Genomic DNA, 19,587 nt, shown 5'->3' on the forward strand with positions numbered 1-19,587 from the left:
GGAATGGCTGGCGCTGGTGGATGTTATAATATAACGTATTGTTTCCTACTCCTTCCTGCAAGCGCCATGAATCGACGCCGCCTGCTGCAAACCTTGCTCGCCAGCGCCGCCTGGCTGCCCGCCCTGGACGTTTTCGCCGGCCCGCGCCTGCTCGGCGCGCGCAGTGAGGCCATGGCCGGAGGCCTGCGCCTGGTCCTCGACCTCGACGGGCCCTTCCACTACCGCACCTTCACCCTCTCCGCGCCGGAGCGCCTGGTGGTCGACCTGGACGGCGCCAGCCTGGGCGTTCCCCTGGCCTCCCCTGCCCCGTCCGGCCCGCTGCGCGGCCTGCGCAGCGGGCGCCTGGCCGACGGCGGCACGCGCCTGGTGCTGGACCTGGCCGAGCCGGTGCGATTGCAGGCCTTCGCCCTGGGGCCCCAGGCCGGCAGGGGCCATCGCCTGGTGCTCGACCTGCATCCGGCGGGGGCACCTGTCCCGGTCGCCACGGCGAAGGCTGCCGGCAAGGGCCGCGACATCCTCGTGGTGGTGGACGCCGGCCACGGCGGCAAGGACCCCGGCGCCCTCGGCTCGCGCGGCGAGCGGGAGAAGGACGTGGCGCTACTGATCGCGCAGAACCTGGCGCGGCGCATCGACCGCCAGAGCGGCTTCAAGGCGCGCCTGGTGCGCAACGTCGACGTGTTCATCCCGCTGCGCCAGCGCGTGGAAGTGGCGCGGCGCTGCAACGCCGACATGTTCGTCTCGGTGCACGCCGACGCCGCGCCTCGCCGCACGGCGTCCGGCGCCTCGGTGTTCGCCCTTTCCGAGCACGGCGCCACTTCCACCCTGGCGCGCTTCATGGCCGAGCGCGAGAACGGCGCCGACCTGATCGGCGCCACCGGCAACCTGCCGCTGCAGGGCAAGGACCCGGCGTTGGCCAAGGTCATCCTCGACATGTCGCTGAGTTCCACCATCGCCTCCAGCCTGGACCTGGGCCACAGCGTGCTGCGCAGCCTCGGCGGCATCACCCGGCTGCACCAGGAACGCGTCGACCAGGCCGGTTTCGCCGTGCTCAAGTCACCGGACATCCCCTCGATCCTGGTGGAGACCGGCTTCATCTCCAACGACGCCGACTGCCGCCGCCTGCACGACGCGCGGCACCAGCAGGAGCTGGCCGGAGCGATCTTCGACGGCCTGCACGGCTACTTCCGCCAGCGCCCGCCGGCGGGGAGCCTGTTGGCGGCGTTGCGGGAGCAGGGCAAGGCGTAGGGCGAGGAGCGGATTCATCTGCGATTTCGCGGCGGGGCTCGGCCTATCGCGGACGGAGTCCGCTCCTACGAGGAAACTCCGTGCTTCACGACAATTGTAGGAGCGGGCCCTGCCCGCGATTCGCGCGCAGGGCGCGCTCCTACAGGGGAATGGCGTGGGTGGCGCAGCGTAGGAGCGGATCTCATCCGCGAATCGCGCCGGAATGTGGAATACCGTGCTGCCCCGCGAACCGTAGGAGCGGACTCCGTCCGCGATTCCCCATGCGTCCGGCTGTGGCGTGGCCGGGCGCCTACCGCACCTGCTGGCTGCACCCGCTGACACGCCCGCAGGTCAGCTTCGCCTGGCCGCCGCTGGAGCTGCTGAAGCGGCTGATGTGCGTCCAGCCGATGCCGCGGCTGGTGCCCAGCCACACCTGGCCGTCGCTGCTCACGCCGCTGAAGAAGGTGAGGCGCCCGTAGCGCGTGCCGGTCTGCGCCCAGCGCTGGCCGCTGGCGGCGTCGAAACCGCGCAGGTAGGTGTCGTGGCCCTGGGTGGCGACGCTGTAGTGGCTGCCGTCGCGGTCCATGCAGGCCAGCACGTTGGCCAGCCAGGCGCAGGCCGCCGGCGGCAGGCCGGGGAACGCCAGCGGCGGCTCCCCCGCGGCCCGCGCCAGGGGCGCCAGGAGCAGCAGGCAGAGCGTCAGGGCGGCGGCTTTCATCGGGACCTCGGGGCGGGCTGGATGGGCCTCCATGGTACGCCGGCGGATTGTCGAATACGAAATGTTATATTATAACAATTCGATCCCGTCCTTCCGGAGACCGCCATGTCCCTGCAATCCGAGCCGGTCCTCAGCGAACGGCAACTGCTGGCGCAACCCGCCAGCGCCTACATGAACGAGGCCCAGCAGGCCTTCTTCCGCGACCTGCTGCTGCGCCAGCGCGCCGAGCTGCAGGCGCGCATCGACGGCGAATTCGACGCGCTGCGCGAGGTGGAACGGCCCGGCGACGAGGCCGACGTCGCCAGCCGCGAGGAGCAGCGCCAGTGGCAGCTGCGCCTGCTGGAGCGCGAGAAGAAGCTGCTGGACAAGATCGACCAGGCCCTGGAGCGCCTGGCCCGCGGCGAGTACGGCTGGTGCGCCGAGACCGGTGAGCCCATCGGCCTGCGCCGCCTGCTGCTGCGCCCCACCGCCAGCCTCAGCGTCGAGGCCAAGGAACGCCAGGAGCGCCGCGAGCTGCACCTGCGCGACGCCTGAAGAATCCATGACAGAGAGCCACCACCGTGAAGCAACGCCTACCCGTCACCGTCCTTTCCGGCTTCCTCGGCGCCGGCAAGAGCACCCTGCTTAACCAGGTGCTGAAGAACCGCGAGCACCGCCGTGTCGCAGTGATCGTCAACGACATGAGCGAGATCAACATCGACGGCAGCGAGGTGCAGCGCGACGTCAGCCTCAACCGCGCCGAAGAGAAGCTGGTGGAGATGAGCAACGGCTGCATCTGCTGCACCCTGCGCGAAGACCTGCTGCAGGAAGTGGCGAAGCTGGCCGCCGAAGGCCGCTTCGACTACCTGCTGATCGAGTCCACCGGCATCTCCGAGCCGCTGCCGGTGGCCGAGACCTTCACCTTCCGCGACGAGCAGGGCCGCAGCCTGTCCGACCTGGCGCGGCTGGACACCCTGGTCACCGTGGTCGACGGCCTGAACTTCCTGCGCGACTACCAGGGCAGCGACAGCCTGGCCAGCCGCGGCGAGAGCCTGGGCGAGGAAGACCAGCGCTCCATCGCCGACCTGCTGATCGACCAGGTGGAGTTCGCCGACGTCATCCTGCTCAGCAAGGTCGACCTGATCTCCAGCGCCGAGCGCGAAGAGCTGCTGGCGATCCTCCGCGGCCTCAACCCCGACGCCGAGATCCGCCCCATGCTCATGGGCCAGGTGCCGCTGGAATGGATCCTCGACACCGGCCGCTTCGACTTCGAGCGCGCCGCCCAGGCCCCCGGCTGGCTCAAGGAACTGCGCGGCGAACACGTGCCGGAGACCGAGGAATACGGCATCGCCTCCCGCGCCTACCGCGCGCGCCGGCCCTTCCACCCGCAGCGCTTCCACGACTTCCTTGCCACGCCCTGGAGCAACGGCCGCCTGCTGCGCTCCAAGGGCTTCTTCTGGCTGGCCAGCCGCTACCGCGAGGCCGGCAGCTGGTCCCAGGCCGGCGGCCTGATGCGCCACGGCCTGGCCGGGCGCTGGTGGCGCTTCGTGCCGAAGGAACGTTGGCCGCAGGACGAGGACGGCCTGCGCCAGGTGATGCGCCACTGGAGCGCGGAGACCGGCGATTGCCGCCAGGAACTGGTGTTCATCGGCCAGGGCATCGACTTCGCCCGCCTGGAGGACGAGCTGGACGCCTGCCTGCTGGACGACGCCGAATTCGCCGCCGGGCCCCAGGCCTGGGCGCGCCTGGCCGATCCCTTCGAGTCCTGGACGGAGGACGCCTGATGCTCGCCCGGCCATTGCAGCCCATGCCGCGCCAGGTGCTCGGCGACGACCCGCAGGTGCTCGCCGAGGTGCTGCACGACGGCGTCAACCTGGCGGTCTGGCGGCGCCGGCTGTTCCCCGAGCTGGCGGCCTATGCCGAGGCGCTGGTGCGGGGCGAGGCGCTTTACGCCCGCCACGCGACCCTGGAACTGGACGAGGCCGGGCGCAGCGACCAACTGCGCGGCCTGTTCGACGAGAGCCCGGGCGCCACGCTCTTCGCCAACGACCTGGCTTGGTTGGTGGAGGCCTTCGCCTGCCTGACCGGCGCGCGCCGCGTGGGCCTGCGCCTGCGCAGCCTGGAGCGGGCCATGTGCCCGCGCTTCCACGTCGACCACGTGGCGCTGCGCCTGGTCACCAGCTACGCCGGCTGCGCCAGCGAATGGCTGGAGGAAGGCGCCCTGCCCCGCGACCGTCTCGGCGAGGCCGAGCCGGCGCGCATCCAGCGCCTGGAAGTAGGCGACGTGGGCCTGTTCAAGGGCGAGAAATGGATCGGCAACGAGGGCGCCGGCATCGTCCACCGCTCGCCCGCCCCGGCGCCGGGCACGCGGCGCCTGCTGCTGACCCTGGACTGGCTCTAGGCCGGGCGGCGCATGTCGATGTGCGGGATGTCGTCTTCCAGGTACACCTCGCCCTCGGCGACGAAGCCGTAGCGGCTGTAGTAGCCCTGCAGGTGCGCCTGGGCGGAGAGGTACACCGGGCTGCCCGGCCAGCGCCGCGCCGCTTCGTCCAGGGCGCGCTGCATCAGCTGGTGGCCGAGGCCGCGTCCGCGCCCGGCGGCGGCAGTGATGACGCGGCCGATGACCACCTCGCCGTCGTGCGTCGCCGGGTCGAGCAGGCGCAGGTAGGCCAGCAGCTGGCCGCCCTCGTGGGCCATCAGGTGGCAGGTGTCGCCGGACAGGTCCTGATCGTCGATGTCCTGGTAGGGGCAGTTCTGCTCCACCACGAATACCTCGCAGCGCAGGCGCAGGAGGGCGTACAGCGTCTCCTTGCTCAGTTCGCTGTGGTGTTGGCAGCTCCAGGTGAGGTCCATGGCGTGAGGCTCCGGCGGCAGGTGGAAAAGACCGCCCATCCTCTCACGCCCGGGCGTTTCACACAGCCACCCGCGGCCCCGTCGGCGACAGCCCGCCGAGGTGCCGGCGCAGCGCCTCGATGGCCACCCGCACCTTGGCCGGCTGGGCGTCGCGCCGTGGCGTGACGGCGTAGATGCCGTAGGTGGGCAGGCGCCATTGCGGCAGCAGGCGCAGCAGCCTGCCCTCCTCCAGCGCCTCGCGCACTTCCGGCTCCGGCTGCAGCGACACGCCCAGGCCGTCGAGGGTGAACTGGCGCAGGGCGAGCATGCTGTTGGCCGCCACCCGCGGTTCCAGGCGCAGGCGGCAGCTCTCCCCGTCCGGCCCGTCGAACTGCAGCGCCTGGCCGTGACCGCGGGTGTTCAGCGCCAGCCAGTCGACCTGCAACAATTGGTCGGGATGGTCGATTGCCCCGCAGCGGCGCAGGTAGGCCGGGGCCGCGCAGACTAGGTTCTGCCAGTCGCCCAGGTGGCGCGCCACCAGGCTGGAATCGGCCAGGTTGCCGACGCGGATAGCCAGGTCGATGCGCTGCTCGATCAGGTCGATCTGCTCGTCGTGGAAGAACAGCTGCAAGCGCAGTTGGCGGTGGTTCTCCAGCAGCGGACGCAGCGCCTCGGTGATCAGCCGCCCGGAAAAACCCACCGGCGCTGCCAGGCGCAGTTCGCCCACCGGCGCTTCGCGCCACTCGCCCAGGCGCTGCTCGGCCTCCTCGGCGATGGCCAGCATCTGCGCGCAACTGCGGTAGAAGGCCTCGCCGGCCTCGGTCAGCGTCAGCCTGCGGGTGGTGCGGTGCAGCAAGCTCACCTGGGCCTGCGCCTCCAGCTTGCGGATCTGCTGGCTGACCGCCGAGGGGCTCATGCCCAGGGCCTCGGCGGCGGCGGCCATGGAGCCGCGGTCGACCACGGTGGCGAATACGGCCATGCCTCGGAGGTTGTCCATTGTGAAGCTCCGCTTAAGAGTGAAAGGCACGATAGCCGGTTTTTCCCGGGCTTTCTTGCGCCTAGCATGCGAAGCCTCTGAAAGAAGAGGATGAAAGATGCCGACTTCCCGTGCCGACGTGCCTACCCCCGATGGCGCCCGTTACCTCAAGCGCCTGTGCAACCACTTCGCCCACAAGCTGCCGGTGGAACTGAGCGAGGACAGCGGCGTGCTGAACTTCGAGTTCGGCACCTGCCGGCTCAAGGCCGACGCCGCCGCGCTGCACCTGCAGGCCGAAGCCGAGGACGCCGAGCGCCTGGCCCGCGTGCAGCAGGTGGTGGTCAGCCACCTCGACCGCTTCGCTTGGAAGGAAGGCCAGCTGCCGGTGAACTGGAGCTGAGCCCCCTGCCCTTTTCCCTTGCCGCCGCGGTTTAGCGCTGGCCGCTGAGAATCTGCTGGATCAGGCCGCTGGCCAGTTCGATCAGCAGGTAGTCGCCGTCCACTTCCTGCCATTGGTAGCCGTAGGCCGGCGGCGGTAGCTGGCGGCTGCGCCAGTCCTCCACGTAGTAGCGCCGCGCGCGGTATTCCGGCGGCAGGTACTGGCCGGTCTGCCAGTGCCGGCGCTCGGCCTCCTGGCGGCGCATGGCGTCTTCCCATTCGCGTTGCCGCTGCTCCTGCTGGCGGCGTTGCGCCTCTTCCCACTGACGCTGGCGCTCATCGGCCTGGCGGCGCTGCTCGTCCTGCCACTGGCGGTCGCGCTCGGCCTGCTGGCGCTGTTCTTCCTGCCAGCGCCGCTGCTGTTCCTGCTGGCGGCGCTGGGCTTCCTGGCGCTGCTGTTGCTCGGCCTGGCGGCGCTGTTCATCGCGCTGGCGCTGGAACTCCTGTTGCTGGCGCTGCCGGTCCTCCATCTGCCGACGTTGCTGCTCGGCCATCTGCCGCTGCTGTTCCTGCTGCTGGCGTTGCTGCTCCTGCTGGCGGCGCTGCTGTTCCTCGTTCTGCCGGCGCTGCTGCTCGGCCATCTGGCGTTGCTGTTCCTGTTGCTGGCGCTGTTGCTCCTGCCATTGCTGCTGTTGCTGGGCGTCGTTGGCGTTCCAGGCGAGGGCCGCGCCGGCGGGCAGCAGCAGGCCCAGGCAAAGGGCGCGGAAGGAGGGGGTCTTGGGCATGGTCGGGTCGTCGGGCAGGGCGGCGAAATGGCCGGGAAAGTCAGGAAAGTGGACAGGGAAATGCCGGGAAAAGTTCCGATCTCGGAAAAACGCGTCGCTACATGAAAAGACGATTTGTCATTATTCGGTCGTAACTAGATCGATATTGCACTTTATGGTCGCAAATAGACCAAATTACTTTGAATTATGCATTTGATCTATTTTTGTGCAAAATCAATAAGTCAATACTTTGAAATATTTTGTAACCGTGTGGCCACTTTTACCCCGGGTTATCCACAGAATCGATGCGCAAAATTTGTACATCGCGGCCTTTCACCCGGTAGGCGGCCTGGTAAGGCCAGCGTTCCAGCGGCAATTCGCGCACGCCGGGCACCTCGCTGGGCCGGCCGACGCTGCTCAGGCTGAGGTCGGCCAGCGCCTTCACCTGGCCGACCACGTCCTGGATGGCCTTCAGCGCCTTCTCCGGGCCGATCAGCACCACGTAGTGGTCGTACAGGCCGTCCAGGTCGGCCGCCGCCTTGTGCGTCCACTGCAGGCTCATGCCAGCCCCCACTTGGCTTCTATCTCCGCGTGCGGCAGCAGGTGCCCGGCGTTGGCGTCGGCCAGGCCTTCGTCGATGGCCGCCACGTGCCAGCTCTGGCGCTCCAGGTACTGCGCCAGGGCCTGGCGCAGGTGGTAGGGGCGGTCCCGGTGGGTGGCCCGGGCCAGTTGGTCCAGGGCCTTGGCCAGGGCGTCATCGGCGCGGAAGGAGATTACGGTGGTCAATTTCTGAGCAGTCCGTTTACGCTGTATACAGAGTTTACAACGATAACATAAGTATACGAATCAGGCACTTGGCGTTGGTGAGAAGGGCAATGGGAAGGAGAGGGCGCGAGTGCGGCCGGGCGCTGGCGCGGAGCTGGCTGGGTGGGTGGAAAGGCCCGGCTGGCGCGGCTTGCAGGGCACTTTCGCGGCGGCGCAAGTTGGCTTGCCGCTTTCGGGATTTGCCGCCGCCGCGGGGCGGTCCAGGCTGGTGGGGCAGCCCCTTTCCCGCCAGGAGACGCCCATGCCCCATGACTTCCCGCAACCGGTGGACGCCGCCGAGGTCCCGCGCTTCGCCGGCATCCCCAGCTTCATGCGCCTGCCGATCTTCGAGGACCCGGCCCAGGTGGACATCGCCCTGGTCGGCGTGCCCTGGGACGGCGGCACCACCAACCGCGCCGGCGCCCGCCACGGCCCGCGCGAGGTGCGCAACCAGTCCAGCCTGATGCGCAAGGTGCACCACGTCAGCCGCATCGCGCCCTACGACCTGGCGCGCGTCGGCGACGTGGGCGACGCCCCGGTGAACCCCATCGACCTGCTCGATTCGCTCAAGCGCATCGAGGGCTTCTACCGGCGCATCCACGCTGCCGGCGCGGTGCCGCTGTCGGTGGGCGGCGACCACCTGGTGACGCTGCCGATCTTCCGCGCCCTGGCCGCCGAGCGGCCCATCGGCATGGTCCACTTCGACGCCCATTCGGACACCAACGACCGTTACTTCGGCGACAACCCCTACACCCACGGCACGCCGTTCCGCCGCGCCATCGAGGAGGGCCTGCTGGACCCGCGGCGCACCGTGCAGATCGGCATCCGCGGCTCGGTGTATTCAGCGGACGACGAGGCCTTCGCCAAGGAGTGCGGCATCCGCGTCATCCACATGGAGGAGTTCGCCGCGCTGGGCGTCGAGGCGACACTCGCCGAGGCGCGGCGGGTGGTGGGCGAGGGGCCGACCTACGTCAGCTTCGACGTCGACGTGCTCGACCCGGCCTTCGCCCCCGGCACCGGCACCCCGGAGATCGGCGGCATGACCACGCTGCAGGCGCAGCACCTGGTCCGTGGCCTGCAGGGCCTGGACCTGATAGGCGCGGACGTGGTGGAGGTGTCGCCGCCGTTCGATCTGGGCGGCGCCACGGCGCTGGTCGGCGCGACCATGATGTTCGAGCTGCTGTGCATCCTCGCCGACGCCCGGGCCCGGCGCCGCTGACCGCTGCGGGGGTTCACGGGGCGGCGCCCGCGGGGCTATAACGAAGGCCTGCCCCCGCCGCCGCGAGAACCCCCATGCTGGGCAACCTTTCCGACATCGACCTGCGCCTGCTGCGCACCTTCTGCGCCATAGTCGAGGCCGGCGGCTTCACCGCCGCCCAGGTGCGTCTGAACACCAGCCTGTCGCGCCTGAGCGTGCTGGTGCGCGACCTCGAACTGCGCCTGGGCTACTCGCTGTGCCGGCGCGGCAGCAGCGGCTTCCAGCTCACCGAGGAAGGCCAGCAGCTGTACGACGCGGCCCAGGGCCTGTTCGTCGACATCGAACGCTTCCGCGAGCAGGTCACCGGCCTGGGCGGACGCGACCGCGAAACCCTGCACCTGGGCTGCGTCGACGGCGTGGTCGGGCAGCACTGCTGGGCGCTGCCGTTGGCCATCCGCCTGTTCCGCCAGGGCAACCCCGGCGTGCGCCTGAACCTGCACACCCAGCGCCCGGACGAATTGGAGAACGCCGTGCTGGAAGAGCGCCTGCAACTGGCCATCGGCGCCTTCCACCATCGCCTGTCCGGGCTGCGCTACCAGTTGCTCTTCAGCGAGGAACAGAACCTCTACTGCGCCCCCGGCCACCCGTTCTTCGCCCGCGCCGACGACGAGCCGGACCTGGAGGCGATCTGCGCCGCCGATTACGTCGGCCGCGGCTACATGGCCGAGAGCCGGCGCCCCCACGGCCTGGTGTTCAACCGCACGACCACCGCCTACAGCATGGAGGCCATCGCCAACCTGGTGTTCAGCGGCACCTTCATCGGCTACCTGCCGACGCCCTACGCCGCCGCCTGGGTCGCCGAGGGACGGCTGCGGGCGATCCGCCCCGCGCAGCTGGCCTACCACTCGGAATTCCACTGCGTGACGCGCCAGGGCGCCGAGCCGGGCGAAGCCCTGGGCGCCTTCCTCGGCGCGCTGGAACAGGCCCAGGCGCAACTGGGCCGGGGAGGGCTGGAGTCATGAACGCACTGCACGCATTGCACGAGGATGGCTTCGTACTGCTGCCCGGCCTGCTGGATGCTGCGCAGGTCGCGGAAGTGCGCGGGCTGATCGACGCCCTGCGGCCGATCCACTGGGACTACGAGGGCCTGGTGGACCACTACAAGTGCGTGTTCAACCGCTCGCCGCGCTGGCTGCCGTACCTCGACCCGCCGGGGCTGATCGAGGTGGCCGAGGCGGCGCTGGGCGAGGACTGCCACGTCATCGGCCAGACCGCCTGGCGCTGCCACCCCGGCTTCATCGGCAGCGACATGCACCAGGACTACCTGCCGCTGCGCCTGCCGGAAGCGCTGCTGCTGGGCGGCTTCGAGCTGCCGATGTTCATCTGCACGGCGCAGGTCTACCTCGACGATATCGACCACGCACTCTGCCCGACCTGGGTGATTCCCGGCAGCCACCGCGCCGGCCGCGTACCACACCCGGACGAGCGCAGCTGGCGGGGCAGGGCGGCCGAGCCGGTGCTGTGCCGCGCCGGCGACTGCCTGGTGTTCCGCAGTGACCTGTGGCATTCCGGCAGCCGCAACCTGAGCCAGCGCACGCGCTACCTGTTGCAGGTGCACTACGGCCGGCGCATGGTGGCGCAGAAGTTCTCGCCCTATCTCGACTGGCGCTTCGACCCCGAAGTGCTGGCCGCCTGCACGCCCCGCCAGCGCCGCCTGCTGGGCGACCACGAGGCGGCGGAATACGACTGAGGAGCCCGGCCATGAGCCAGACCCACCAAGGGGGCTGCCATTGTGGTGCCCTGCGTTATGAGTTCACTGCGGAGTTGGATGATGTCGGCCACTGCCATTGTTCGATCTGCCGGCGGAGTAGTGGGGGCATGGTGGTCACCTGGGCGACGGTGCCGCGCAGTAGTTTCCGTTGGTTGAAGGGGGAGCCGGCCTGCTATGTGTCGAGTCCGGGTAATCGGCGGTTGTTCTGTGGGAACTGTGGGGCCCAGGTGGTGTTCGAGACGGAGCGGACGCCGGAGACGTTGGATGTGACTGTTGCGACCTTCGATCACCCGGAGGTGGCGCCGCCGCAAAGGCATGTGTGGGTGAAGAGCCGGGTTGCTTGGCTGCATCTGGATGAGCAGTTGCCGGGGGAGGATGAGGAGGTTTTGTAGGAGCGAGGGGGGCGCCTAGCTCTTGCTCGCGAACCAGGTCTCCTGGTGATACCAGCGCGCTGGGTTGGCTCCGCTCCCTCTCCCCAGCCCTCTCCCTGAAGGGAGAGGGGGCTTGTCCATGCCGAGAGGAGGCCTGTAGTCAGCCGGTAGTCACGGTGCTAGCCGGCTGACTCCAGAACATCAGTGCCTGCCCAACGGTCCCCTCTCCCTTCAGGGAGAGGGTTAGGGAGAGGGCGCTCTTCAGGCCACACACCGAACCTCGCCGGCTGACTGCTGTTCGCGAGCAAGCTCGCTCCTACGAAAAGCCCCTGGCATGCTTTAGAACGCCATCTGCCACTGCGCGATCAGCGCATGGTTCTGCGCCTGGCTGCCTTTCTCGCCGCTGTAGGCCAGGCCGATGCTGTGGCGGGCCGACAGGCCCAGGTCCAGGCCCAGGTCCAGCAGCAGGCTGTTGCGGTCCAGCGCCGTGCCCTGGACGCTGAAGGCGCCGCCGCCGGCGAGGAAGGCCTGGCGGGTGCTGCTGTCCAGGTCGCCGTAGGTGTGGCGCCAGCCCAGGCCCAGGCGCGGGGTCAGGCTCATGCCGTTGTCCAGGCTGGTGAGCCAGGCCGTGCGCACGCCCAGGGTACTGCTGAGGTTGTGCTGGCTTTGCTCGTCCACGTGCAGGGCCGCGGCGCCGCCTTTTTCGTCGTAGGCGTCGCGCTTGTAGTACTGGTAGCCGAGGTTGGCGTAGGGCTCGGCGCTCAGGCGGCCGTCGCCGAGCTGGTAGCCGGCCTCGGCGAAGGCCTGCCAGCTGTGGGCGTCGTAGTCGCCCTTGGGGCGGTCGCTGAAGCCGTCGAACTCGACGCGGCGTTTGCTTTCGCCGTCGTGGCTGCTGTAGGCCGCGCCCAGGCGCAGGGCCAGCGGGCCGGCCTGGCGCAGGGCGTAGGTGCCCAGGTGCCAGCTGTCGATGTCGCCGGAGGTGCCGCCCTGGCCGTCGAGGTCGGTGTGCGAGTAGCCGCCCAGCACGCCCAGGCGCCATTGGCCGTCCAGCGCCCAGTCGGCGCCCAGCAGGGTGCCGCCGGTGTTCTGGTCGAGGTCGCCGCTGCCGTGCTCGCCGTCCAGTTGGCCGTGGCTGCCGATGCCTTGCAGCCAGAGGCGGCCGGCGGCGTTCGGGTCGTTCAGGTTGCGTGCCTCGCTGGGTACGCCGAGGGCGGCCAGTTGCGGGGTGTCGCGGTCGTCGCTGGCCACCAGCAGGCCGCCGCCGAGCTGGCGCAGTGCGCCGAGCATGGCGCCGCCCACCGCCTGGCTGCCGGCCAGGGTGGCGGCGGCCAGGTTGGCGTTGCTGGCGCCGGCCAGTTGTTCCACGGCGCGGCCGGCGTTGCCGGCGTCGCTGGTGATCAGCGCGTTGTACAGCTGGCCCATGCCCTGGCCCTGCAGGGCGCTGGCGGCGTTGCGGCCGTTGCCGCTGCTGGCCAGGTCGGCGAACTGCACGTCGTTGCGCGTCAGTTGCAGGTCCACGCTGTTGGCGCCGTAGCCGAGGCTCGGGGTGAGGAAGGCGAAGTTGCTGCTGACCTCGGCGAACCGGCCGCTGACGCCGCCGCTGGCGTTCAGCACCTGATAGCTGCTCTGCCAGGGATAGTTGCCGGGCCCGGCTTGCAGGGCCAGGCGCGCGCCGTCCAGGGTCGCGCTGCCATCCACCTGCAGGGTGGCGTGGCTGCCGTCGGCCTCCACGCCATAGGCCAGGGTCGATCCGCTGCGCAGGGCCAGGTCGCCGGTTACGTGGGTGGCGCCCTGCTGCGGGTTGGCCAGCAAGGTGCCGCTGACGTCCAGGCCGCCGACGCTGCCGCTGCCGGCGTAGCTGGCGCCGCTGTCCACCAGCAGGCTGCCGGCGATGCCGCCCTGGTTGATCAGCTGGGCGCCGGCGAAGACTTCGCCGCCTTCGCTGAAGTCGCCGCTGCCAGTGAGGATCCAGGCGCCCTGGCGCACCTCCAGGCGCTCGAAGTTGCGGCTCTGGCCGAAGCTGCCGCCGCGGGCGTCGTCGAAGCTCACCCGGTCATGGCCGTCGCCGCCGTCCACCAGGCCTTCGAAGCGGCTGCCGGCGAGCAGTGTCAGGCTGTCGTCGCCGCCGCCCAGTTCCAGGGCGATGCCGTTGCCGCCGTGAATCAGGCCGTCGTTGATCACAACGTCGGCGAAGTCGCCGACCAGAGTCACGCCGCTGGAGGCCAGGCCTTCGATGGTGCCGTGGTTCTCCAGGGTGGTGGCGCCGTAGCCGCTGCCGGCGGAGCCGTCGTCCACCAGGATGCCGCGGCTGGCGCCGCTGATCAGCGCGCCGGCGGCGTTGTAGACGCTGCCGCCGCCCATGGCGATGCCCTCGCTGCCGTTGGGCTGGCCGCCCTTGTCGACGCCGGCCGCGCCTATGCCTTCGATGATCCCGTGGTTCTCGATGTGGCCGATCAGGTCGATGTCCACGCCATCGCCGTCGCCATCGGGCACCAGGCCGTTGTAGGCGCCGGTGATGCGCCCGTAGTTGGTGACCGTGCCGTTGCCGTCGGAGCCGTAGCCCGAGCCGTTGCGGCCGATGATCACGCCGTCGGCGTAGTTGACCAGGGTGGCGCCGACGTCGGTGGTGATGCCGTGGCGGCCGCCGGAGATCAGCCCGTGGTTGTAGACGCTGCCGCCCTCGGCGTTCTGGAAGTCGATGCCGTCGTTCTTGGCGTCGGCGTCGATCATGTCGCCGCTGCTGATCTCGCCGTAGTTGGTGATGCTGGCGTTGGCGCCGGGGCGGATACCGTCGTTGCCGTCGCCGTGGATGACGCCGGTTTCGCGGTTGATGATGGTCACCGGCACGCCGCTGCGCAGGTCGTCGAAGTCCAGCGCCTGGCCGGTGGTCGAGCGGATGCTGCCGGCGTTGTCCAGCAGCAGGCTGCCGCTGTCGAAGCCGTCCTTCACGCGCACCGCGTCGTCGCTGGCGCTGATGCTGGCGCCGGCGCGGTTGTAGATCCGGTAGTTGCGGGTGGTCGCGGTGCTGCCCGAGCTTTCGATGGCGCGGCCGCTGGTGGCGGTGATCTGCCCGCTGTTGTCGACCACCACGCCGGCGCCGCTGGTGGCGTCCTTCAGGGCGACGGTCTTGTCGCTGGCGGTGATGCTGCCGCTTGCGGTGACCTGCAGGCTGGCCCCGCCGGAGAGCGTCTGCTTGCTGGTGCTGGGCGTGCTGATGACGATGGGGCCGGCGGGCGCGGCGTGGGCGCCGGCGCTGAAGACGAGGGCGATGCTGAACGCCAGCGGAGAAGGCTTGAACGACATGGCGACGACCTTTTTCTTCTGGAAGTGGCCGTCGTTTATAGCGATGCAATCTTACGTTTTTGTAACCATGCTGGCTTTTTGCCAAGGCCGGGCGCGGGGCGCCCGGCCCTTGCCGTCACTGCTTGTAGTAGACGATCTGGTTGCTGGTGGCGAGCAGCTCGCCGGCCTCGCTCCACAGCTCCGCGGCCTGGTCGAAGTAGCCGTTGCGGAAGGCCTGGCCGCGGGCCTCGCCGAGCAGGTAGCCGCTGCCGACTTCGGCCAGTTGCGCGGCGTCGGTGTGGAAGTAGGTGGTGATCGACACGGTGCCGGCCGGCACCGGGGTGGCGCGGCGCAGCCACACGCGCGGGTAGAAGATATCGCTCATCGCCGCCAGGGCCGGGAAGTCCAGCGCCCGCGGCTGGGCGTCGCGCAGCCAGAGGCGGGTGCGGCTGTGCTCGCCGCTGCCGTCCCAGGTGCTGGGGAAGGCGCCGTCGATGGCGCGCATCTCGTACTGCTGCACCCAGGCCACGCCCTTGCCGCTGGTGTTCAGCGGCGGCGTCTGCGCCGGCGCCGTGGCCTGCGGGCGCGCCAGGTCGAGTTCGCTCCAGGTCTCGCGGCGCAGGGCGGTGACCGCGGTGCCGGTGGTGGAGACCTGCTCCACGCCGTCGCAGTCCAGCTGGCTCAGCTGCAGCAGCCAGTGCTGGGTGGAGCGGTTGGTGCGGATCGGCGTGGCGCGCACGGAGAAGGCGCCGGCCTCGATGGCGGCGGCGAAGTTCACCGTCAGCGCGACGGGCGCGCCGAGCAGCCGCGGGTGGCGCAGCACGGCCTGCAGCAGGGTGGCGGCGGTGATGCCGCCGAAGGGCCCGACCATGTTCCAGTAGTCGGCGCTGGTGTGGCCGTGGAGCAGGTCGGCGTCGCGGGCGTCGGCTTCCAGGGCCAGGGCGCGGTCGAAGGGGTGCAGGGCGGAGTCGGTCATGCTCGGTGCTCTCGGCGCGGGTATCCGGTCCTTTTAGGGGAGCGGCCCGGGCGCGGTCAAGCGAACCGGGCGGTCAGGGCGTGACCTCGAAACGCAGGGTGCCGATCACCTGGCCGACCTCGGTGATCACCTGCACCTGCCAGCGCCCGGTCGGGTCGGCGGGGAAGTTCTGCTTGTGCGTCCAGGCGCGGTAGCCGGCCTCGCGGCCGCCGTGGATGTCCAGGGCGATGCGGTCGACTTCCTGGCCGTTGTGCAGCCACACGTGGAAGATGCGCTCGTCCAGGCCGCGCGGCGCGCTGATGGCGGTGTAGGCGTAGAGGCCCTGGGCGCGGATCTGCGCGGCGCCGACCTGCTCGACGCTGTCGCCGGGGGTGCGCTGGCTGTTGTCGAACTGCTCGGTGACCGCCATTTCCGCCAGCCACAGGGTGGAGGGCGGCACCCAGGCGCGGCCGAACCAGCCGACCACGCCGATGCACAGGGTCAGGCCGAGCAGGGCGAACCAGCGCCACCACTTGTGGATGCCCACCGACACCACCAGGCTGGGGAAGGACAGCGCCACGGCGATGCCCAGGGCCCAGCGGTAGCTTTCCGGGGTGCTCAGCTGGAGGATCAGCGGCAGCGCGGTGAGCAGCACGGCGAACAGCGTCAGGGTGTGGTAGCCGAGGAAGGTCCAGCGCCGCGGCGCCAGCCACTTGTAGTAGACCGGGTCGGTGATGGCGATCAGCCCGGCCAGCCCCAGGGCGCCGGTGAACAGGGCCTGGCCGCTGTTCCAGGTGGTGGTGACGAAGAAGAACGGCAGGACGAAGAACAGGCTTTCCTGGTGGATCAGCTGGGTCGCGTAGCGCAGCAGCCCCGGCGGCACCGACCAGCCGAAGCGCTCCTTGAAGCGCTGGGTGAGCAGGTTCTCGAGCATCAGCCAGAGCCAACTGACCAGCATGACGATGGCCATGGCGCGGGCGAAGCCGGCGCGGTGGCGATCGACCATCATGAAGCTGAACAGCCCGGAGCAGAAGCCGAACAGGGCGACCAGCCGCGGGTAGCGTTCCAGGAGCGAGAGGGCCAGCGCGATCAGGCGCTGCACGCGGGATTTCAACACAAGCATGACGAAGGGCCGAAGCCGGACAACCGGAAGGGCGGGGATTGTAGCGCTTGTGCCGGGCGCGGGGCAGCGGCGCTGGACGGAGGGTAGGGTGGCCGGCGGCTCTTCGTAGGAGCGAGCCATGCCGCCTGAGACGTAGGAGCGGACCTTGTCCGCGATAGCCAGGGGTTTCGGCGCGATTCGCGGATGAGATCCGCTCCTACGCCGCCCCACCCGCGCCATTCCCCTGTAGGAGCGCGCCCTGCGCGCGAATCGCGGGCAGGGCCCGCTCCTACAAGGGTTGGCATTCAGCCCCGTAGGATGGGTTGAGCGGAGCGATACCCATCGCCACGACCGCATGGGTTTCGCAAGCTCAACCCATCCTACGAAGGCTTGTGTGCGGGCTCTGACGCCACCCCGCCACTCAACTCCTCGCGGGCATAGTCGACGAACAGCCGCGCCGGCTTGGTCAGCTGCGCGCGCTTGAGCCAGGCGGCCACCAGGCCGGAGGCGCTGACGTCTTCGGCGATGTTCACCATCACCACCTTCTTGCCGTCGTAGGTGCATTCCGAATGCGGCCGGGTGACCAGCACCGAGAAGCCGAAGCCCTGGCCGACCATGCCGCGCACCATCTCGATGGAGGGCGAGCTGAAGGCGATGTTCGGCGTCAGCCCCAGTTCCTCGAAGATGCTCACGAAGTAGGTGCGGCTGGGCTGCACGTCGAGCAGGATCATCGGCTCCAGCGCCAGGTCGCGCAGCGACACCTGGGCCTGGCGGGCGAAGCGGTGGTCGGCCGGGAGCAGGGCGTAGGGGCGCTGCGCCGGCATCAGCGGCTCGGTCTCGATGGTGCCGTCGAGGTCGTGGCGGTACAGCAGGGCCAGGTCGAAGCGCCCGGAGGTCAGGCCCTGCACCAGTTCCTGCTGCTCGCCGTCGCGGATGCGGATCTCCACCCCCGGGTAGCGCTCGCGGAAGCCGGCGATCAGCCGCGGCAGGTACAGCGGCGCCACCGTCTCGAAGCAGGCCAGGTCGATCTGCCCGGCCACCACGTCGTTGTCGGCCAGGGCGTTCTGCTCGAACTCGTGGGCCATGCGCAGCAGTTCCTGGGCCTTGCGGTAGAAGCGCGCGCCGCTGGGGGTGAGGGACACGCCCTGGGCGTGGTGGCGGATGAACAGCTGCACGCCGAAGCTCTCTTCCAGGCCCTTGATCGCCGTGGAGATCGACGGCTGGGCGATGTAGAGCTTGCGCGAGGCCTCGGCCACGCTGCCGCATTCCACTGTCGTCACGAAATACTTCAATTGCCGCAAGGTATAGGAAGCCACTGCAAGACCTCTATGGCGCGGCTTCGCCGGTGGCGTGCGCGCTCTCGTTGTGTCATCGGTTCATCGGGAAGCAAGGATCGGGCCCGCCGGCCTGCGCCGGGGAGCGTCGAGGCGCCTCCAGGTGCCGCACCATAACCCAGCATGGCGCACTTTGCCGGTGCGCGCCTGCCCAGCTTTTTCATATACCCCGAAGACATATTTAATATTTTTCCTCCGCCGGGGCATGCGCGACCATCAGCGGTACCACAGAACAAAACAATAATTGCTCGTGAGCAGGAGTGCCCTGGTGTATCAACTCAGCGACTGGCAGCAGCGTGCAGCCCGCCAGACCTTCATCGACGCCGCCCTGATCGATGGCCGCCGCATGGCCGCCGCCGACGGCGCCACCTTCGCATCCATCGACCCGGCCACCAACCGCCTGCTGGCCAACGTCGCCGCCTGTGGCGCGACCGAAGTCGACGCCGCCGTGCGTAGCGCCCGCCGTGCCTTCGAGCAGGGCCCCTGGGCGCGCATGGCGCCGCGCGAGCGCAAGGCCGTGCTGCTGAAGCTGGCCGAGCTGATGCTGGCCCACCGCGACGAGCTGGCCCTGCTGGACTCGCTGAACATGGGCAAGCCGGTGATGGACGCCTGGAACATCGACGTGCCCGGCGCCGCCGGCGTCTTTTCCTGGTACGCCGAGGCCCTGGACAAGCTCTACGACCAGGTCGCCCCGACCGCGCCCAACGCCCTGGCCACCATCACCCGCGCGCCCCTGGGCGTGATCGGCGCCGTGGTGCCGTGGAACTTCCCCCTCGACATGGCCGCCTGGAAACTGGCCCCGGCCCTGGCCGCCGGCAACTCGGTGGTGCTCAAGCCGGCCGAGCAGTCGCCGTTCTCGGCCCTGCGCCTGGCCGAACTGGCCCTGGAGGCCGGCCTGCCCGAGGGCGTGCTGAATGTGGTGCCGGGCCTCGGCGAGCACGCCGGCAAGGCCCTGGGCCTGCACCCGGACGTGGACTGCCTGGTGTTCACCGGCTCCACCGAAGTGGGCAAGTACTTCATGCAGTATTCCGCCCAGTCCAACCTCAAGCAGGTGTGGCTGGAGTGTGGCGGCAAGAGCCCGAACCTCGTGTTCGCCGATTGCCGCGACCTCGATCTTGCGGCTGAAAAAGCGGCATTCGGCATTTTCTTCAACCAGGGCGAGGTCTGCTCGGCCAACTCGCGGCTGCTGGTGGAGCGCTCCATCCACGACGAATTCGTCGAGCGCCTGATCGCCAAGGCCCGCGACTGGGCCCCGGGCGACCCGCTGGACCCGGCCAGCCGCGCCGGCGCCATCGTCGACGCCAAGCAGACCGCCAGCATCCTGCGCTTCATCGAGGAAACCCGCGGCAGCGCCGCTACCCTGGCTTGCGGCGGCCGCCAGCTGAGCTTCAACGGCTCGGGCAACTTCATCGAGCCGACCATCTTCACCAACGTCGACCCGCAGCAGCGCCTGGCCCGCGAGGAAGTCTTCGGCCCGGTGCTGGCGGTGAGCGCCTTCGACAGCGAGGACGAGGCCCTGCGCCTGGCCAACGACAGCCCCTTCGGCCTGGCCGCCTCGGTGTGGAGCGACGACCTCAACCGTGCCCACCGCGTGGCCGGCCGGTTGAACGTCGGCACCGTGTCGGTGAACACCGTGGACGCCCTGGACCCGGCCATCCCCTTCGGCGGCGGCAAGCAGTCCGGCTTCGGCCGCGACCTGTCGCTGCATTCGTTCGACAAGTACACCCAGCTGAAAACCACCTGGTTCCAGCTGCGCTGAGGGCAGCCCCGGGGCCGGCGCACCGCCGGCCCGTGCTGCCCCGGCGAACCGCTCGAGACGGCCGGTGAGACTGCCCAGGTAAGTCCGTCGCCCTCGATCCCCTGCAAACCCCTCAGGCCGGCTGCCGGAGCACCGCCGAG

Annotated in this window: 20 protein-coding genes and 1 pseudogene; 11 read left to right on the forward strand and 10 right to left on the reverse strand. The window is 69.7% G+C overall.

The features are described 5' to 3' along the window. Nucleotides 1–66 precede the first annotated feature (66 nt). Nucleotides 67–1,245 (forward strand): N-acetylmuramoyl-L-alanine amidase, encoded by a 1,179-nt coding sequence (locus tag BM060_RS13155; protein WP_074980503.1) that lies wholly within the window; start codon nt 67–69, stop codon nt 1,243–1,245. A 289-nt stretch (nt 1,246–1,534) separates the two neighbouring features. Here the strand turns inward: BM060_RS13155 and BM060_RS13160 are convergent, their stop codons facing one another. After that, entirely contained in the window at nt 1,535–1,942 is a 408-nt protein-coding gene (locus tag BM060_RS13160; RefSeq protein ID WP_009614620.1) for a hypothetical protein, read from the reverse strand. A 105-nt stretch (nt 1,943–2,047) separates the two neighbouring features. Here BM060_RS13160 and dksA point away from each other — a divergent pair, with 105 nt between their 5' ends. Genes dksA through BM060_RS13175 form a run of 3 tightly spaced genes read left to right on the forward strand, consistent with a single transcriptional unit; the run spans nt 2,048 to nt 4,322 of the window. Continuing rightward, nucleotides 2,048–2,476 carry an RNA polymerase-binding protein DksA gene (dksA, locus tag BM060_RS13165; RefSeq protein ID WP_064581556.1) on the forward strand — a complete coding sequence of 143 codons (429 nt, stop codon included), beginning with the start codon at nt 2,048–2,050 and terminating at the stop codon, nt 2,474–2,476. A gap of 26 nt (nt 2,477–2,502) precedes the next feature. Then, a complete protein-coding gene (zigA, locus tag BM060_RS13170) occupies nt 2,503–3,705 on the forward strand; it encodes a zinc metallochaperone GTPase ZigA (RefSeq protein ID WP_074980504.1) in 1,203 nt (400 codons plus the stop codon). Beyond that, complete coding sequence (locus BM060_RS13175; RefSeq protein ID WP_074980505.1) at nt 3,705–4,322, forward strand: DUF1826 domain-containing protein; 618 nt, start codon at nt 3,705–3,707, stop codon at nt 4,320–4,322. The genes zigA and BM060_RS13175 overlap by 1 nt, the downstream gene beginning before the upstream one ends. On the opposite strand, the gene BM060_RS13180 is transcribed toward BM060_RS13175, so the two are convergent. Both BM060_RS13180 and BM060_RS13185 read right to left on the reverse strand, forming a co-directional pair. Next, complete coding sequence (locus BM060_RS13180; protein WP_074980506.1) at nt 4,319–4,774, reverse strand: GNAT family N-acetyltransferase; 456 nt, start codon at nt 4,772–4,774, stop codon at nt 4,319–4,321. The two genes, BM060_RS13175 and BM060_RS13180, sit on opposite strands and share 4 nt — an antisense overlap. A 58-nt stretch (nt 4,775–4,832) precedes the next feature. After that, nucleotides 4,833–5,750 carry a LysR family transcriptional regulator gene (locus BM060_RS13185; RefSeq protein WP_074980507.1) on the reverse strand — a complete coding sequence of 306 codons (918 nt, stop codon included), beginning with the start codon at nt 5,748–5,750 and terminating at the stop codon, nt 4,833–4,835. Between the two features lie 97 nt (nt 5,751–5,847). Between BM060_RS13185 and BM060_RS13190 the strand changes: the two genes are divergently transcribed. Next, entirely contained in the window at nt 5,848–6,129 is a 282-nt protein-coding gene (locus BM060_RS13190; protein WP_069862794.1) for a DUF2218 domain-containing protein, read from the forward strand. Between the two features lie 31 nt (nt 6,130–6,160). On the opposite strand, the gene BM060_RS13195 is transcribed toward BM060_RS13190, so the two are convergent. The 3 genes from BM060_RS13195 to BM060_RS13205 all read right to left on the reverse strand — a co-directional run bounded on the left by BM060_RS13195 (nt 6,161) and on the right by BM060_RS13205 (nt 7,657). Continuing rightward, the gene (locus BM060_RS13195) at nt 6,161–6,892 is read right to left on the reverse strand and encodes an RcnB family protein (protein ID WP_074980508.1); all 732 of its coding nucleotides are present in this window, start codon (nt 6,890–6,892) and stop codon (nt 6,161–6,163) included. A 259-nt stretch (nt 6,893–7,151) separates the two neighbouring features. After that, a complete protein-coding gene (locus BM060_RS13200; protein ID WP_009614629.1) occupies nt 7,152–7,433 on the reverse strand; it encodes a type II toxin-antitoxin system RelE/ParE family toxin in 282 nt (93 codons plus the stop codon). Continuing rightward, on the reverse strand, nt 7,430–7,657 hold the full coding sequence (locus BM060_RS13205) for a CopG family ribbon-helix-helix protein (RefSeq protein ID WP_009614631.1): 228 nt from the start codon (nt 7,655–7,657) through the stop codon (nt 7,430–7,432). Before BM060_RS13205 ends, BM060_RS13200 begins: the two co-directional genes overlap by 4 nt. Nucleotides 7,658–7,937: 280 nt before the next feature. Between BM060_RS13205 and speB the strand changes: the two genes are divergently transcribed. From speB to BM060_RS13225, 4 genes are all read left to right on the forward strand, one after another. Continuing rightward, nucleotides 7,938–8,894: an agmatinase gene (gene speB / locus BM060_RS13210; protein ID WP_009614633.1), complete on the forward strand. Its 957-nt coding sequence runs from the start codon at nt 7,938–7,940 to the stop codon at nt 8,892–8,894. Between the two features lie 74 nt (nt 8,895–8,968). Then, entirely contained in the window at nt 8,969–9,895 is a 927-nt protein-coding gene (locus tag BM060_RS13215) for a LysR family transcriptional regulator (protein ID WP_074980509.1), read from the forward strand. Beyond that, on the forward strand, nt 9,892–10,623 hold the full coding sequence (locus tag BM060_RS13220) for a phytanoyl-CoA dioxygenase family protein (RefSeq protein WP_074980510.1): 732 nt from the start codon (nt 9,892–9,894) through the stop codon (nt 10,621–10,623). Before BM060_RS13215 ends, BM060_RS13220 begins: the two co-directional genes overlap by 4 nt. An 11-nt stretch (nt 10,624–10,634) precedes the next feature. Beyond that, on the forward strand, nt 10,635–11,036 hold the full coding sequence (locus BM060_RS13225) for a GFA family protein (RefSeq protein ID WP_058487878.1): 402 nt from the start codon (nt 10,635–10,637) through the stop codon (nt 11,034–11,036). Between the two features lie 318 nt (nt 11,037–11,354). Here BM060_RS13225 and BM060_RS13230 read toward each other — a convergent pair whose 3' ends face one another. From BM060_RS13230 to BM060_RS13245, 4 genes are all read right to left on the reverse strand, one after another. Beyond that, the gene (locus tag BM060_RS13230; RefSeq protein WP_074980511.1) at nt 11,355–14,318 is read right to left on the reverse strand and encodes an autotransporter outer membrane beta-barrel domain-containing protein; all 2,964 of its coding nucleotides are present in this window, start codon (nt 14,316–14,318) and stop codon (nt 11,355–11,357) included. Nucleotides 14,319–14,433: 115 nt separating this feature from the next. After that, nucleotides 14,434–15,273 (reverse strand): acyl-CoA thioesterase, encoded by an 840-nt coding sequence (locus tag BM060_RS13235; protein WP_074980512.1) that lies wholly within the window; start codon nt 15,271–15,273, stop codon nt 14,434–14,436. Between the two features lie 73 nt (nt 15,274–15,346). After that, entirely contained in the window at nt 15,347–16,375 is a 1,029-nt protein-coding gene (locus BM060_RS13240; RefSeq protein ID WP_043312483.1) for a DUF5924 family protein, read from the reverse strand. A gap of 359 nt (nt 16,376–16,734) precedes the next feature. Beyond that, nucleotides 16,735–17,670 carry a LysR family transcriptional regulator gene (locus tag BM060_RS13245; RefSeq protein ID WP_009614641.1) on the reverse strand — a complete coding sequence of 312 codons (936 nt, stop codon included), beginning with the start codon at nt 17,668–17,670 and terminating at the stop codon, nt 16,735–16,737. Between the two features lie 286 nt (nt 17,671–17,956). Here BM060_RS13245 and BM060_RS13250 point away from each other — a divergent pair, with 286 nt between their 5' ends. Beyond that, nucleotides 17,957–19,447, forward strand: a complete 1,491-nt coding sequence (locus tag BM060_RS13250) for an aldehyde dehydrogenase (protein ID WP_074980513.1) — start codon at nt 17,957–17,959, stop codon at nt 19,445–19,447. A 45-nt stretch (nt 19,448–19,492) separates the two neighbouring features. Next, nucleotides 19,493–19,566, forward strand: a pseudogene (locus tag BM060_RS33710) (hypothetical protein); the annotation flags it as partial. Nucleotides 19,567–19,587 lie beyond the last annotated feature (21 nt).

Origin of the sequence: Pseudomonas citronellolis, from assembly GCF_900112375.1 — a bacterium.
Classification (GTDB): Bacteria; Pseudomonadota; Gammaproteobacteria; order Pseudomonadales; family Pseudomonadaceae; genus Pseudomonas; species Pseudomonas citronellolis.

What these genes read in the sequence shown, in the direction of transcription:
- BM060_RS13180 (WP_074980506.1), bottom strand. Translation starts at nt 4,774, where the DNA reads ATGGACCTCACCTGGAGCTGCCAACACCACAGCGAACTGAGCAAGGAG.
- BM060_RS13235 (WP_074980512.1), bottom strand. Translation starts at nt 15,273, where the DNA reads ATGACCGACTCCGCCCTGCACCCCTTCGACCGCGCCCTGGCCCTGGAA.
- dksA (WP_064581556.1), top strand. Translation starts at nt 2,048, where the DNA reads ATGTCCCTGCAATCCGAGCCGGTCCTCAGCGAACGGCAACTGCTGGCG.
- BM060_RS13190 (WP_069862794.1), top strand. Translation starts at nt 5,848, where the DNA reads ATGCCGACTTCCCGTGCCGACGTGCCTACCCCCGATGGCGCCCGTTAC.
- BM060_RS13195 (WP_074980508.1), bottom strand. Translation starts at nt 6,892, where the DNA reads ATGCCCAAGACCCCCTCCTTCCGCGCCCTTTGCCTGGGCCTGCTGCTG.
- speB (WP_009614633.1), top strand. Translation starts at nt 7,938, where the DNA reads ATGCCCCATGACTTCCCGCAACCGGTGGACGCCGCCGAGGTCCCGCGC.
- BM060_RS13215 (WP_074980509.1), top strand. Translation starts at nt 8,969, where the DNA reads ATGCTGGGCAACCTTTCCGACATCGACCTGCGCCTGCTGCGCACCTTC.
- BM060_RS13160 (WP_009614620.1), bottom strand. Translation starts at nt 1,942, where the DNA reads ATGAAAGCCGCCGCCCTGACGCTCTGCCTGCTGCTCCTGGCGCCCCTG.
- BM060_RS13175 (WP_074980505.1), top strand. Translation starts at nt 3,705, where the DNA reads ATGCTCGCCCGGCCATTGCAGCCCATGCCGCGCCAGGTGCTCGGCGAC.
- BM060_RS13240 (WP_043312483.1), bottom strand. Translation starts at nt 16,375, where the DNA reads ATGCTTGTGTTGAAATCCCGCGTGCAGCGCCTGATCGCGCTGGCCCTC.
- BM060_RS13185 (WP_074980507.1), bottom strand. Translation starts at nt 5,750, where the DNA reads ATGGACAACCTCCGAGGCATGGCCGTATTCGCCACCGTGGTCGACCGC.
- BM060_RS13230 (WP_074980511.1), bottom strand. Translation starts at nt 14,318, where the DNA reads ATGTCGTTCAAGCCTTCTCCGCTGGCGTTCAGCATCGCCCTCGTCTTC.
- BM060_RS13225 (WP_058487878.1), top strand. Translation starts at nt 10,635, where the DNA reads ATGAGCCAGACCCACCAAGGGGGCTGCCATTGTGGTGCCCTGCGTTAT.
- BM060_RS13200 (WP_009614629.1), bottom strand. Translation starts at nt 7,433, where the DNA reads ATGAGCCTGCAGTGGACGCACAAGGCGGCGGCCGACCTGGACGGCCTG.
- BM060_RS13155 (WP_074980503.1), top strand. Translation starts at nt 67, where the DNA reads ATGAATCGACGCCGCCTGCTGCAAACCTTGCTCGCCAGCGCCGCCTGG.
- BM060_RS13220 (WP_074980510.1), top strand. Translation starts at nt 9,892, where the DNA reads ATGAACGCACTGCACGCATTGCACGAGGATGGCTTCGTACTGCTGCCC.